At 72.9% G+C, this 13,636-nt stretch carries 12 protein-coding genes and 1 pseudogene; 10 read left to right on the top strand and 3 right to left on the bottom strand.

The genetic code is table 11. The features are described from left to right. The first annotated feature begins 163 nt into the window (after positions 1–163). Both ACZ8ZB_RS25270 and ACZ8ZB_RS25275 read left to right on the top strand, forming a co-directional pair. The gene (locus tag ACZ8ZB_RS25270; RefSeq protein ID WP_470739915.1) at positions 164–850 is read left to right on the top strand and encodes a response regulator transcription factor; all 687 of its coding nucleotides are present in this window, start codon (positions 164–166) and stop codon (positions 848–850) included. A gap of 9 nt (positions 851–859) precedes the next feature. Further along, positions 860–2,293, top strand: a complete 1,434-nt coding sequence (locus ACZ8ZB_RS25275; RefSeq protein WP_470739916.1) for a sensor histidine kinase — start codon at positions 860–862, stop codon at positions 2,291–2,293. Here ACZ8ZB_RS25275 and ACZ8ZB_RS25280 read toward each other — a convergent pair. After that, complete coding sequence (locus ACZ8ZB_RS25280; RefSeq protein ID WP_470739917.1) at positions 2,272–3,267, bottom strand: TAXI family TRAP transporter solute-binding subunit; 996 nt, start codon at positions 3,265–3,267, stop codon at positions 2,272–2,274. The two genes, ACZ8ZB_RS25275 and ACZ8ZB_RS25280, sit on opposite strands and share 22 nt — an antisense overlap. Before the next feature lie 85 nt (positions 3,268–3,352). Between ACZ8ZB_RS25280 and ACZ8ZB_RS25285 the strand changes: the two genes are divergently transcribed. The 3 genes from ACZ8ZB_RS25285 to ACZ8ZB_RS25295 all read left to right on the top strand — a co-directional run bounded on the left by ACZ8ZB_RS25285 (position 3,353) and on the right by ACZ8ZB_RS25295 (position 6,401). Next, on the top strand, positions 3,353–3,760 hold the full coding sequence (locus ACZ8ZB_RS25285; protein WP_470739918.1) for a pyrophosphohydrolase domain-containing protein: 408 nt from the start codon (positions 3,353–3,355) through the stop codon (positions 3,758–3,760). Between the two features lie 160 nt (positions 3,761–3,920). Further along, positions 3,921–5,438: a tRNA (N6-isopentenyl adenosine(37)-C2)-methylthiotransferase MiaB gene (gene miaB / locus ACZ8ZB_RS25290; protein WP_470739919.1), complete on the top strand. Its 1,518-nt coding sequence runs from the start codon at positions 3,921–3,923 to the stop codon at positions 5,436–5,438. A gap of 246 nt (positions 5,439–5,684) precedes the next feature. Beyond that, positions 5,685–6,401 (top strand): class III extradiol dioxygenase subunit B-like domain-containing protein, encoded by a 717-nt coding sequence (locus tag ACZ8ZB_RS25295; protein WP_470739920.1) that lies wholly within the window; start codon positions 5,685–5,687, stop codon positions 6,399–6,401. Positions 6,402–6,528: 127 nt separating this feature from the next. Here ACZ8ZB_RS25295 and ACZ8ZB_RS25300 read toward each other — a convergent pair whose 3' ends face one another. Together ACZ8ZB_RS25300 and ACZ8ZB_RS25305 are read right to left on the bottom strand one after the other, a co-directional pair. Then, a complete protein-coding gene (locus tag ACZ8ZB_RS25300) occupies positions 6,529–6,801 on the bottom strand; it encodes an antitoxin (protein ID WP_470739921.1) in 273 nt (90 codons plus the stop codon). Between the two features lie 23 nt (positions 6,802–6,824). Continuing rightward, positions 6,825–7,088 (bottom strand): hypothetical protein, encoded by a 264-nt coding sequence (locus ACZ8ZB_RS25305; protein WP_470739922.1) that lies wholly within the window; start codon positions 7,086–7,088, stop codon positions 6,825–6,827. A gap of 181 nt (positions 7,089–7,269) precedes the next feature. Between ACZ8ZB_RS25305 and miaA the strand changes: the two genes are divergently transcribed. From miaA to ACZ8ZB_RS25330, 5 genes and pseudogenes are all read left to right on the top strand, one after another. Continuing rightward, the gene (gene miaA, locus ACZ8ZB_RS25310) at positions 7,270–8,208 is read left to right on the top strand and encodes a tRNA (adenosine(37)-N6)-dimethylallyltransferase MiaA (RefSeq protein WP_470739923.1); all 939 of its coding nucleotides are present in this window, start codon (positions 7,270–7,272) and stop codon (positions 8,206–8,208) included. Between the two features lie 108 nt (positions 8,209–8,316). Continuing rightward, a complete protein-coding gene (locus ACZ8ZB_RS25315) occupies positions 8,317–8,823 on the top strand; it encodes a hypothetical protein (protein WP_470741578.1) in 507 nt (168 codons plus the stop codon). A gap of 67 nt (positions 8,824–8,890) precedes the next feature. Beyond that, positions 8,891–9,760, top strand: a complete 870-nt coding sequence (dapF, locus tag ACZ8ZB_RS25320; protein WP_470739924.1) for a diaminopimelate epimerase — start codon at positions 8,891–8,893, stop codon at positions 9,758–9,760. A 298-nt stretch (positions 9,761–10,058) separates the two neighbouring features. Beyond that, positions 10,059–12,221 carry a RelA/SpoT family protein gene (locus ACZ8ZB_RS25325; RefSeq protein WP_470739925.1) on the top strand — a complete coding sequence of 721 codons (2,163 nt, stop codon included), beginning with the start codon at positions 10,059–10,061 and terminating at the stop codon, positions 12,219–12,221. A gap of 319 nt (positions 12,222–12,540) precedes the next feature. Then, a pseudogene (locus ACZ8ZB_RS25330) lies at positions 12,541–13,499 on the top strand (M1 family aminopeptidase). Positions 13,500–13,636 lie beyond the last annotated feature (137 nt).

Below are 13,636 nucleotides of genomic sequence, written 5' to 3' on the forward strand. Positions count from 1 at the left end.
CTTGTGAGCAGGGGTGATTCCAGCCGGGTAACGGTACCGAAGAGCAACCGGAACCCTCTTGACGCCGTCCTCGTTCATCGGCGTCACTGCAAGGTGCACGCGCCCGTGCACGCGTTCTCCTGCCCGAGGGGAGCGTACGGCCGATGAACCGAAGGGGGCCCTGGTGAGACTGCTTCTCGTCGAGGACGACAACCACGTCGCCGCCGCCCTGTCGGCGGTCCTGGCGCGGCACGGGTTCGACGTCACCCACGCGCGCAGCGGCGAGGAGGCGCTCCAGGCGCTCGTCCCCGAGGGCAACGGCTTCGGCGTCGTCCTGCTCGACCTGGGGCTGCCCGACCAGGACGGCTACGAGGTCTGCGGCAAGATCCGCAAGCGCACCAGCACACCGGTGATCATGGTCACCGCGCGGTCCGACGTGCGCTCGCGCATCCACGGCCTCAACCTCGGCGCCGACGACTACGTGGTCAAGCCGTACGACACGGGGGAGCTGCTCGCGCGGATCCACGCCGTCAGCCGGCGCACCGTCCACGAGGAGGTCATGGGCGGTACGGAGACCGGGCTGCGGCTCGGGCCGGTCCGCATCGAGCTGCCGACCCGCCAGGTCAGCGTCAACGGTTCGGTCGTCCAGCTGACCCGCAAGGAGTTCGATCTGCTCGCCCTGCTCGCCCAGCGGCCGGGGGTCGTCTTCCGCCGGGAACAGATCATCAGCGAGGTGTGGCGCACCAGCTGGGAGGGGACCGGGCGCACCCTGGAGGTGCACGTCGCCTCCCTGCGCGCCAAGCTCCGCATGCCCGCCCTCATCGAGACCGTGCGCGGCGTCGGCTACCGGCTCGTCGCGCCGGCGGCGTAGCGGGGCCGGGTGCACACGCGGCTGCTTCCGCTGCTCATCGTCCTGATGGCGGCCGTCCTGCTCGCCCTCGGCGTCCCGCTGGCCGTCAGCCTGGCCGGCGCGGAGCAGCAGAACGTCATCGTCGACCGGATCGACGACACCGCGCGCTTCGCGGCCCTCGCCCAGTTCGTCACCGAGCCCACCGACCCGACCGGCGTGGACATCAACGAGCGCCGCGAGACGCTCAGCAGCGAGCTGCACAGCTACCACACGGTCTACGGCATCCGCGCGGGCGTCTTCTACCTCAACTACTCGCCCATGGCGCACGCGCCGGACGACTGGTTCCTGCCCAGCGAGGGCGAGGTGCGCGACGCCTTCGAGGAGGCGCTGCTCAGCCGCCGCAGCCACGACCCCGAGCAGGTGTGGCCCTGGCAGCGGCGCAGCCTGGTGGTGGCCTCACCGGTCATCCGGGACGGCGACGTCGTCGCGGTCGTGGTCACCGACTCGCCCACCGGGCCGATGCGCTCCCGCATCCTCCGGGGCTGGCTGGTCATCGCCGCGGGCGAGGCGGCCGCGATGCTGCTCGCGGTCGGCGCGGCCCTGCGGCTGGCCGGCTGGGTGCTCAAGCCCGTACGGATCCTGGACGCCACCACCCACGACATCGCCACCGGGCGGCTGAAGTCCCGGGTCGCGGCGGCCGGCGGACCGCCGGAGCTCAGACGGCTCGCCCGGTCGTTCAACGAGATGGCCGACAACGTCGAGAGCGTGCTGGAGCAGCAGCGTGCCTTCGTCGCCGACGCCTCGCATCAGTTGCGCAACCCGCTCTCGGCGCTGCTGCTGCGCATCGAGCTGCTCGCCCTGGAGCTGCCCGAGGGCAACGAGGAGATCGCCTCCGTGCAGGCCGAGGGCAAACGCCTGGCCCAGGTCCTGGACGACCTGCTCGGCCTGGCGCTCGCCGAGCACAGCGAGGCCGACCTTCAGATCGCCGACATCGGCACCCTGGCCGCCGAACGGGTGGCGGCCTGGTCGCCCACCGCTGAGGCCAAGGGCGTCCGGCTGACCGGCGCCTGCCCGCCGACGACCGGGTGGGCCGACCCGGTGGCGCTGTCCAGCGCCTTGGACGCGGTGATCGACAACGCGGTGAAGTTCACACCCGAGGGCGAGACCGTCGAGGTCGCCGTCGCCTCCAACGGCGACGTGTGCACCGTCGTCGTCACCGACAACGGGCCGGGACTGACCGAGGAGGAGCTGACCCGCGTCGGCGACCGCTTCTGGCGCAGCGGCCGGCACCAGAACATCAAGGGCTCGGGTCTGGGCCTGTCCATCTCCCGGGCGCTGCTCGCGGCGGGCGGCGGCTCGATCGCGTACGAGCGTCACGAACCGCACGGGCTGCGGGTGACCGTGACGGTGCCGAGGAACGCCCCCACGGTCGAGGCGACGGGTCAGGGTTTGACGGACCGGTAGTACCGGCGGGCGCCCTCGTGCAGCCTGAGCGGGTCGGTGTAGATCGCGGTGCGCACGTCGACCAGCTGCGCGGAGTGGACGTGCGCACCGATGTTGTCCCGGCTCCTGAGCACGATGCGGGTCAGCCACTCGGTGAGGCGGGGGTCGGCGTCCGCCCGGGTGATCAGGAGGTTGGACACCGCCATCGTCGGGACGGCCGAGCCGAGCTGACTGCCCGGGTAGGCCGACTCCGGCATGTTGGTGGCGCGGTAGTGGCGTGTGGCGCCGCCCTCTTCGTGCAGCTCGGAGACGAGGCCGGCGTCGATCGGCACGAATCGGACCGCGGACTGCTCGGCGAGCGTCTTCAGACCGTCCGTGGGCAGCCCGCCCGACCAGAAGAAGGCGTCCAGACCGTGCCCGAGCCGCTCCGGGCCGGTGTCGATGCCGTCGGAGGAGGGCCTGATGTCCGTCTCCGGGTCGATGCCGGCCGTCCGGAGCACCCGGTCGGCGATGAGCCGGACGCCCGACTTGGGCGACCCTATGGCGACCCGCTTGCCCCGCAGGTCCGCGACGGAGCGGATGCCCGAGTCGGGCGCGACGGCGAGCTGCACGTAGTCGTCGTACAGGCGCGCCACCCCGCGCAACCGGTCGGCGTTCGGCCGGCCGCTCAGCCGGTACGCCTCCACCGCGTCGGCCGCGGCGATCGCGAAGTCCGCCTCCCCGGTCGCCACGCGGCGCACGTTCTCCTGCGACCCGTCACTCGTCTTCAGGCGTACGTCGAGGCCGGGCATGTGCTTGCCGAGCGAGCTGCGCAGGAGTTCGCCGTACTTCTGGTAGACGCCCGCGCGGGTGCCCGTGCTCACCGTGATCGTCCCGCCCGGCGGCTCCTCGTCCCAGGGCGCCAGCCACCACAGCAGCAGTCCGAGCACCACGACACCGGCGGTCGCGCCCCGCAGGGCCCGTCGCCTGCCGATCCGGGACAGCACGTGGGACATGCGCGCGATCCTGCCAGCCGGGGTGCCCGCTGACCAGGGCGGAGCTCACAGCGGGGCGGCCGGAGGCGGCCGCTACAGTCGCGGCATGAGTTCTTCGCCCGCCGACCTGGTCCGTGAATTCCACCGCGCCTTCGGGCTGGACGCCAGGGACACACCGTCCGAGGTCTCGCCGGAACTCGCCGCGCACCGCGGTGAGCTGTTGGCCGAGGAGGCCCGGGAGGTGGGCGAGGTGTCGGTGACCGGGCCGCTCGACCGGCTCGCGCACGAGCTGGCCGACGTGGTGTACGTCGCGTACGGGACGGCGCTGGTCCACGGGATCGACCTCGACGCGGTGATCGCCGAGGTGCACCGCTCCAACATGACCAAGCTGGGACCCGACGGCCAGGTCAGTCGCCGTGCCGACGGCAAGGTGCTCAAGGGGGACCACTACGAGGCGCCGGACGTGTCGGCGGTGCTGCGGAGGCAGGGGTGGGTGCCGGGCGGGGCGTCCTGAGCGGCGCCGGCCGGTCCGTGTTCCCCGAGCCTTCCGGCCGCTGCTGGGAGGGAACCGTCACGCCACCCCCGCTGTCCGCACCCGGCCAGGCCAGGAAGCCGCCTGGCGGGGAGTCGCCCACGCGGCGGAGGCGGTCCGCGGCACCGCCTACCCTTAGGGCATGAGCAGCATCGACCGGAGCCAGTCAGTGGGCGGCACGCGCACCTACGAAGTACGCACCTACGGGTGCCAGATGAACGTCCACGACTCCGAGCGATTGTCCGGGCTGCTGGAGGACGCGGGCTACGTCCGCGCCCCCGAGGGCTCCGACGGCGACGCGGACGTCGTCGTCTTCAACACCTGCGCCGTCCGGGAGAACGCCGACAACAAGCTGTACGGCAACCTCGGCCACCTCGCCCCGAAGAAGGCGAGCCGCCCCGGCATGCAGATCGCGGTCGGCGGCTGCCTCGCGCAGAAGGACCGCGACACCATCGTGAAGCGCGCCCCCTGGGTCGACGTCGTCTTCGGCACGCACAACATCGGCAAGCTGCCCGTCCTCCTGGAGCGCGCCCGCGTGCAGGAGGAGGCGCAGGTCGAGATCGCCGAGTCGCTGGAGGCGTTCCCCTCCACGCTGCCCACCCGGCGCGAGAGCGCCTACGCGGCCTGGGTGTCCATCTCCGTCGGCTGCAACAACACCTGCACCTTCTGCATCGTCCCCGCGCTGCGCGGCAAGGAGAAGGACCGCCGCCCCGGCGACATCCTCGCCGAGATCGAGGCCCTGGTCGCCGAGGGCGTCTCCGAGATCACCCTGCTCGGCCAGAACGTCAACGCGTACGGCTCCGACATCGGCGACCGTGAGGCGTTCAGCAAGCTGTTGCGGGCCTGCGGGAAGATCGACGGCCTGGAGCGGGTCCGCTTCACCTCGCCGCACCCGCGGGACTTCACCGACGACGTCATCGCCGCCATGGCCGAGACGCCGAACGTGATGCCGCAGCTGCACATGCCGCTGCAGTCCGGCTCCGACCCGGTGCTGAAGGCGATGCGCCGCTCCTACCGGCAGGAGCGCTTCCTCGGCATCATCGAGAAGGTCCGTGCCGCCATCCCGCACGCGGCGATCACCACCGACATCATCGTGGGCTTCCCGGGCGAGACCGAGGAGGACTTCGAGCAGACCCTGCACGTCGTGCGCGAGGCCCGCTTCGCCCAGGCGTTCACCTTCCAGTACTCCAAGCGCCCCGGTACCCCGGCCGCCGAGATGGACGGCCAGATCCCCAAGAAGGTCGTCCAGGAGCGCTACGAGCGGCTCGTCGCCCTCCAGGAGGAGATCTCCTGGGAGGAGAACAAGAAGCAGGTCGGCCGCACCCTGGAGCTGATGGTCGCCGAGGGCGAGGGCCGCAAGGACGGCGCCACCCACCGCCTCTCCGGCCGCGCCCCCGACAACCGCCTGGTGCACTTCACCAAGCCGGAGCAGGAGGTGCGCCCCGGCGACGTGGTCACCGTCGCCGTCACGTACGCCGCTCCGCACCACCTCCTCGCCGAGGGCGCGGTGCTCGACGTGCGCCGCACCCGCGCGGGTGACGCCTGGGAGAAGCGGAACACCGAGAAGGCGGCGCAGCCCGCGGGTGTGCTGCTCGGTCTGCCCAAGGTGGGCGTGCCCGAGCCGCTGCCGACGGTCACCGGGGGCTGCGCCGTCGACTGACCGAACCGGGACGGGGCGCATGGCTCAGTGGGCCGCCGTGGAGGAGCCGCGCGGCACGCTCCGGCCGGTCGCGCGTTCCGGCGGAACGTACGAGAAGGCACGCCGCAGGCCGTACGGAACGGCGTGCACGCACCGGTTCGCCGGGCCGCCCACCACCTGCGGTACGGCCTCGCGGAGCGCGTCCGGGACACGGACGGTCCGTGAGGCGGCGATGTCGTTCCGGGCCGCCGCAGTAGGCTGTTGATCATGCTTGTCGCCGCCGCAGTCTGCCCGTGCCCGCCGCTGCTCGTGCCGGAGGTCGCCACGGGGGCCGCCCCCGAGCTGGACACCGTGCGGGCCGCGTGCACAGACGCGCTGGGCGTGCTCGCCGCCGCCCGGCCCGATCTGCTCGTGGTCGTGGGACCGGGAGACGGCGCCGGGCCCGAGGTCTACCCGGAGGGCGCCCCAGGATCCTTCCGGGGCTTCGGCGTCGGCCTGGACGTACGGCTGGGACCGGACAGGGGCGGGCCGGCCGGGCGGGAGCTCCCGCCCGGGCTGGCGGTGGGTGCCTGGCTGCTGGGCCGCACCGGATGGGCGGACGCCCCCGTGGAAGGGCTGGCGGTGGGGGAGGCCCTCACGGCCGAGCGGTGCGCCGAGGAGGGGGAGGCCGTCGCGGGCCGGGCGGAGCGGGTCGCGCTGCTGGTGATGGGCGACGCCAGCGCGTGCCGCACGCTCAAGTCGCCCGGCTACCTCGACGAGCGCGCGGTCCCCTTCGACGCGGAACTCGCGCGCGCGTTGGGCGCGGCCGACACCGGGGCCCTGCGTGCGCTGGACACCGGACTGGCGCGCGCACTGAAGGTGTCCGGCCGGGCCCCCTGGCAGGTGCTCGCCGGCGCGGCGGCAGGGAACCCGGACCTGGAGGGAACGCTGCTCCACGAGGACGCCCCCTACGGGGTCGGCTACCTCGTGGCCACCTGGGCGTAGGGGCGGCCGTTCGGATCGGGGCGGCTCCGGGCGGCCGACGACAACGCCGCTGAGGACACCGCCGACGGAACGCGTCGGACGGCCGGGAGCCCTCGGTGCGCTCTGCGGCCGTCCGTCGGTGTGCCGCTCAGGAAGCGGGCGGCGGCCCGGCCGGCGGCGTGGTCGTGCCGCCCGCGCCCGAGCCGGGATCGTTCCTGTGCGCGAGCCGGTCCACGGCGCCCTTGGCCTTGCCCGTACCCGTCTGGATCCGGTCGCTGTACTTGCCCTTGGTCCGTTCGTCGACGGTCCTCGCCGCTTTGTCCAGGCCGTGCCGGATCTTGTCCTCGTGCTGGTGCGCGAGGCCGGAGACCTTGTCCTTGGCCGGGTCGAGTTTGGCCTTCAGGTTGTCCAGGAGACCCATGACGCACCTTCCCTCGCGGCACTCTACGTGCGGGCGCCCTCGCCAGTCTCGGTGCCGGCCGCCTCGGCGGACTGCTGCTTCGGGATCTCGACGGTGTCGGTGGCCTCGCCGGCCTCCTGCTCCGCCGGTCCAGCGGTCTCCGGCGCCTCGGCCGGCCCCTTCGGTTCCGCGGCCCCGGCCGTGCTCTCCGGGCCTGCCCCGGTCGCCGCTTCACCGGCCCGGGCCTCGGCGGTCCGCGTCTCCTCCGTGGCCTTCGACCTCCGGAAAATCCGTGCAAAAACGCCCATGTCCACTCCATACGTTACTCGTGCGGGCGGAATCCCGCGTTGCCCGGTGCGCCCGCTCGTGCGGCCCGGGCCACCGCCCTGCGCTCCGGCGGCAGGAACCTCGCAACGGGCAACGACCCGATGACCGCCGCGTCACGTAACCCGTTCGAGAGCGGGGCGGGAGGTTTGCGAGACTGGATCAGTGAGCAGCGCACCCCTCGCCCCCCGCGTCATCGCCGTCGTCGGACCCACCGCGGCCGGAAAGTCCGATCTGGGCGTCTTCCTGGCCCAGCGGCTCGGCGGCGAAGTCGTCAACGCCGACTCCATGCAGCTCTACCGGGGGATGGACATCGGCACCGCCAAGCTGACGCCCGAGGAGCGCGGCGGCGTCCCGCACCACCTCCTCGACATCTGGGACGTCACCGTCACCGCGTCCGTCGCCGAGTACCAGCGGCTGGCCAGGGAGCGGATCGACGCACTGCTCGCGGAGGGGCGTTGGCCCGTCCTCGTCGGCGGTTCCGGTCTCTACGTCCGCGGGGCCGTCGACAACCTGGAGTTCCCGGGCACCGACCCGGAGGTCAGGGCCCGCCTGGAGGAGGAGCTCACGCTGCGTGGCCCGGGGGCGCTGCACGCCCGCCTCGCCATGACGGACCCCGAGGCCGCGCGGGCGATCCTGCCGAGCAACGGCCGCCGCATCGTCCGCGCGCTGGAGGTCATCGAGATCACGGGAAGGCCCTTCACGGCCAACCTCCCGGGCCACGACTCGGTCTACGACACCCTCCAGATCGGCGTCGACGTGGCCCGCCCCGAGCTGGACGAGCGGATCGCCCGCCGGGTCGACCGGATGTGGGAGGCCGGTCTGGTGGAGGAAGTGCGCGCACTGGAGGCGCAGGGGTTGCGCCAGGGGCGTACGGCGTCGCGCGCGCTCGGCTACCAGCAGGTGCTCGCGGCGCTCGCCGGGGAGTGCAACCTCGAGGAGGCGCGGTCCGAGACCGTTCGTGCCACCAAGCGCTTCGCGCGCCGTCAGGATTCATGGTTCAGGCGCGATCCCCGGGTGCACTGGTTGAGTGGGGCCGCGGCGGACCTGACGGAACTTCCGCAGCTCGCGTTGTCGTTGGTCGAACGACCGGTTACAGCCTGATCACGTCCTGGCATCGGGACGCCCAGGCCGCCATCCGGGCCTGTGGCGCCGTGCCATCATCGAGCTTCGATCGACCAAGTGGAGTCCTAGTTGGGAGGGCGCGTGGCGATGGAGGCCGGCCCTCGCGACACCGCACACGGCACCGAACACCTCACCACCGAGCGGGGTGCACCGGAGCAGGAGACGACCGACCGCCTCAGTCCGGACGGACCGGACGAGACGCAGGGCGGCGTGACCGACGACGGCCCCGAGCCGGACGAGATGTTCGCGGGCGGTGACGAGGTCGAGGTCGAGCTGCGCCCGCAGCGCCGGCTGCGCATCTGGCAGCTAGCGCCCATCGTCGGGCTGGCCGCGCTCGGCTCCCTGATGTTCGCCTTCCCGCTCGCCTTCGACTTCGGTGACAGCGGCGCCGTGATCGCCATGCTGGGGCTGCTGATCTGCTCCTGTGCGGCCGGCTGGGGCATGATGGCCGCCCGCAGGGCGGGCTCCACCTGGCCGGGCCTGCCGCCCCGGGGCTCCGGGCGCAGACCCGACTGGCGGGTCGTGACCGCCTACACCGTGATGGTCGCCGCGGTGGTGGCCCTGGCGGTGTGGCGGGTGGCAAGGCTCCGCTGACGTCTTCCCGCGTGCGCCGGTCCGCCGACGGCGACGTGCTGTCACCGGCACGCCTTACGATCGAGGAATGAGCACGCGGATCGCCTTCCTCAAGGGACACGGCACGGAGAACGACTTCGTGATCGTCCCGGACCCCGAGAACGCCATCGACCTGTCCCCGGCCGCCGTCGCGGCCCTGTGCGACCGCCGCGCGGGCATCGGCGGCGACGGATTGCTGCACGTGGTGCGGTCCGCGGCGCACCCCGACGCGCGGGGCATGGCGGCGCAGGCCGAGTGGTTCATGGACTACCGCAACGGCGACGGCTCGGTCGCTGAGATGTGCGGCAATGGAGTGCGGGTGTTCGCGCGCTACCTCCAGCACGCGGGACACGTGTCCGAGGGGGACATCACGGTCGCCACGCGCGGGGGCGTGAAGAGCGTGCACATCGCCAAGGAGGGAGACGTCACCGTCGGCATGGGCCGGGCGCTGCTCCCCGAGGGCGACGTCACCGTGAGCGTCGGCGGACGCAGCTGGCCCGCGCGGAACGTGAACATGGGCAACCCGCACGCCGTGACCTTCGTGGACGACCTCGCCCACGCGGGCGACCTCCTCGCCCCGCCCCCGTTCAGCCCCTCGTCCGCCTACCCGGACGGAGTGAACGTGGAGTTCGTCGTCGACCGCGGCCCGCGGCACGTGGCGCTGCGGGTGCACGAGCGCGGGTCCGGCGAGACCCGCTCCTGCGGCACGGGCGCGTGCGCGGTCGCCGTGGCCACCGCCCGCCGCGACGGCGCCGACCCGGGCGCCACCGGCACCCCGGTGACGTACACCGTGGACGTACCCGGCGGGACCCTCGTGATCACCGAGCGGCCCGACGGCGAGATCGAGATGACCGGTCCGGCGGTGATCGTCGCCGAGGGCGTGATCGAGCCCGAGTGGCTGGAGAACGCCCTGCGCTGACCGGAGTGCCGTCTCGGTATCGCAGCTTCCGCCCTGTCTGCCGGATGTATTCGAAGGATGGAGAGGGTGCTCGCCCCCGAAATCATGGAAGGTCGCGGATTCGATGGCGTGAAAGGGACCTCCGGTCGACCTTCGCTCGAAGGGGTGATCCGTTTCACGCTCGGCCGGAGGCGGTCAGCCCGAGGGGGTCCAGCTCGGTAGCATCAAGCACCGGCCCGGACGGGGAGCGAACGCCGCCCCCGAGCCCGAGTCCGCCCTGGGGCGCGCCGTCCGCCGGTCCACGCAGCCGGAGGTGCCCATGAACGCGGAGGCCGTGAATCCTGCGACCCCAGGCTCTGTGACATCTGGTCACGTCACACCCGCGGGGGCGCGCAGGAAGGCCCGCCCCCGGCTCGACCTGCGTCGGCTGGGCCGTGCCGCGCTGCTCGGCCCCGCCGCCCGCGACCGGCTCCCCGACGCCATCGGGCACGTGGTCGACGCCCACCGCGCCCACCACCCCGACGCCGACCTCGAACCCCTGCGCCGCGCCTACCTCCTGGCCGAGTCCTCCCACCGAGGCCAGATGCGCAAGAGCGGTGAGCCGTACATCACGCATCCGCTCGCGGTGACCCTGATCCTCGCCGAACTCGGCGCGGAGACCACGACGTTGACCGCCTCCCTGCTCCACGACACGGTCGAGGACACGGACGTGACGCTGGATCAGGTGGGCGAACAGTTCGGCGAGGAGGTCCGCTACCTCGTCGACGGCGTCACCAAGCTGGAGAAGGTCGACTACGGCGCCGCCGCCGAGCCCGAGACCTTCCGCAAGATGCTCGTCGCCACCGGTAACGACGTCCGTGTGATGTCGATCAAACTCGCCGACCGGCTGCACAACATGCGCACCCTCGGCGTGATGCGTCCCGAGAAGCAGGAACGCATCGCCAAGGTGACACGTGACGTCCTGATCCCCCTCGCCGAACGGCTCGGCGTCCAGGCGCTCAAGACGGAGCTGGAGGACCTGGTCTTCGCGATCCTCCACCCCGGGGAGTACGAGCACACGCGCGAGTTGATCGTTCGCAACGCCGCCCGCGCGGACGACCCGCTCGCCGACGTCGCCGACGACGTGCGCAAGGTGCTCCGCGAGGCCGACATCGCCGCCGAAGTCCTCATCCGACCACGCCACTTCGTCTCCGTGCACCGCGTGTCCCGCAGACGCGGCGCGCTGCGCGGCGCCGACTTCGGCCGGCTGCTGGTGCTGGTGAACGAGGACGCCGACTGCTACGGCGTCCTGGGCGAGCTGCACACCTGCATGACCCCCGTGGTCTCGGAGTTCAAGGACTTCATCGCCGTACCGAAGTTCAACCTGTACCAGTCGTTGCACACCGCCGTGGCCGCTGCGGACGGCCAGGTCGTCGAGGTCCTCATCCGCACCCACCAGATGCACAAGGCCGCCGAGGCCGGAGTCGTCGCCCTCGGCAACCCCTACGCCGCACCGCCGGAGGAGCAGTCCGCGGGCGACGGCGAACGCGTCGACCCCACCCGGCCCGGCTGGCTCTCCCGGCTGCTGGAATGGCAGCGGGCCGCGCCCGACCCCGACACCTTCTGGTCCACCCTGCGTGAGGACCTCGCCCAGGACCGTGAGATCACCGTCTTCCGCCCCGGCGGCGGCACACTGGGCCTGCCCGAGGGGGCGACCTGCGTGGACGCCGCCTACGCGCAGTACGGCGAGGACGCCCACGCGTGCATCGGGGCCAGGGTCAACGGCCGGCTGGCGACACTGAGCACCGTCCTCGAGGACGGTGACACCGTTCAGCTCCTGATGGGCCAGGACGCGGCCTCCGAGCCCTCCCGGGAGTGGCTGGAGCACGCCCACACCCCCGCCGCGCGGATCGCCATCCAGCGGTGGCTGACCGCTCACCCCGCACCGGACGAGGCACCCGGGACCGAACCGGAGGAGGCCGCCCGGCCGCTCGCCGACGACCCCGGCCCGTCACCGGCTCCGCACGCTCCGGCCTCTGGCCGTCCCGCCACCGCCCAGGTCCTTGCCGACCGGGCCGACGCGAGCGTACGGCTCGCCGGCTGCTGTACGCCCGTACCGCCCGACGAGGTGACCGGCTTCGCCGTGCGCGGGGGCGCGGTCACCGTGCACCGGGTCGAGTGCGCCGGGGTGGCGCGCATGAAGAGCGCGGGGCGCACGGAGGTGGGCGTGCGCTGGGGTGAAGGGGCCGAGTGCCGGGTCACGCTGGTCGCTGAGTCCTTCGTCCGTCCGCATCTGCTCGCGGACCTCACCGAGGCCATGGCCCTCGAGGGCGCCGAGATCGTCTCCGCGACCGTCGAACCCCCGGACCGGCAGCAGGTGCGGCACACCTACACCGTGCAGCTGCCGGACGCCGCCCACCTGCCCGCGCTCATGCGCGCGATGCGCAACGTGGCCGGCGTGTACGACGTGAGCCGGGCCCAGCCGCAGGCCCCGGGTGTCTGACCGGAGCCCGGAGCGTCCGAGTGGCGGTGTGATGACCCGATCGGGTGGGTCGGAAGTGCGCCGTCACCGTCGCGCACGCGCGTGCTGATAGCCGTGGGGAATGCTCATCCCCCACGTTCCCGGCCCGCACGGCTGGCCGCCCCTGGACCACGGCTCCCGGCCCGAGGCGCCCGACAGCCACGCGTCCCGGGGCCGGTCCACGCACGGCCAGTCGCCGCCCGGCCGCCGCCCTAGGGGCCGAGCACCTCACCGGGGGACCGGCCGGGGGCGGAGCGCCCGCGCCGGGAGCGGTCACGCACGTAGGCGCCGGGCGGTCGCCGTGCTGCTCGCCTCCGCCGTCTCCGTCTGCCTGGTCGCCGCGCACACCCCCGCCGTCCCGCTCGGCATCGGGGACCGGCTCTTCCCGCATCTGGGCAACCCTGGATACGACGTGCTGGCGTACGACATCGCCCTCGACTACCCGGGCCGCAACGACCGGCCGCTCGAAGCCGTCACCACGATCGACACCCGTCTCACCGCCGACCTGGACCGGATCAACCTCGACTTCGCCCACGGGGAGGTCCGCTCCGTCGAGGTCGACGGAGCTCCGGCCGGCTTCGCCGCCGCCGGGGAGGACCTGGTGATCACACCCACGGACGACCCGGACGCGGGCGAGCGGACCAGGATCACCGTCCGGCACACCAGCGACCCCGTGGCCGCCGGGGGTACGTCGAGTTGATCATGGTGCACGAGCTGGCCCACCAGTGGTTCGGCGACAGCGTCAGCCCTCGTACCTGGTCCGACCTGTGGCTCAACGAGGGGCACGCCACCTGGTACGAGGCGCTGTACGCGCAGGAGCGGGGCGGCAGCTCCCTGGACGCACGGATGAAGGCCGCCTACGCGGCGTCCGACGGCTGGCGCGCGGCCGGCGGACCGCCCGCCGCGCCGAAGCCCCCGGAGCCCGGCCGGAAGACCGGCATCTTCCGGCCGAACGTCTACTCCGGCGCCGCGCTCGTGCTGTACGCCCTGCGCGAGGAGATCGGCCGCGCCGCCTTCGAGCGCCTGGAGCGCGACTGGGTCACCCGTCACCGGAACGCAACCGCCTCGACCGCCGACTTCGTCCGGCTGGCGTCCCACGTCGCCGGACGCGACCTGACCGGTTTCCTGCACGACTGGCTGTACGGGGCCAGGACCCCGCCGATGCCCGGTCACCCGGAATGGACCTCCGCGGCCCGGTCCGCGACGCCCGCCCGGCGGCCGGCCCCGCCCGTGCGTCGACCGGGCGGGAGCCGGGAATAACACGGTGACGTGGGGGCCGCACCGTGCGACCATCGTCAGGTCCGCACAGTACGGGACACGGGAATCTCCCGGGCGCCCCGGACGTTGTGGACAGTGACGGAGGGTCCCACGGACCGGCTCCGTCACCACAGAAGGTT

Source organism: Streptomyces sp. 12E (assembly GCF_055633275.1).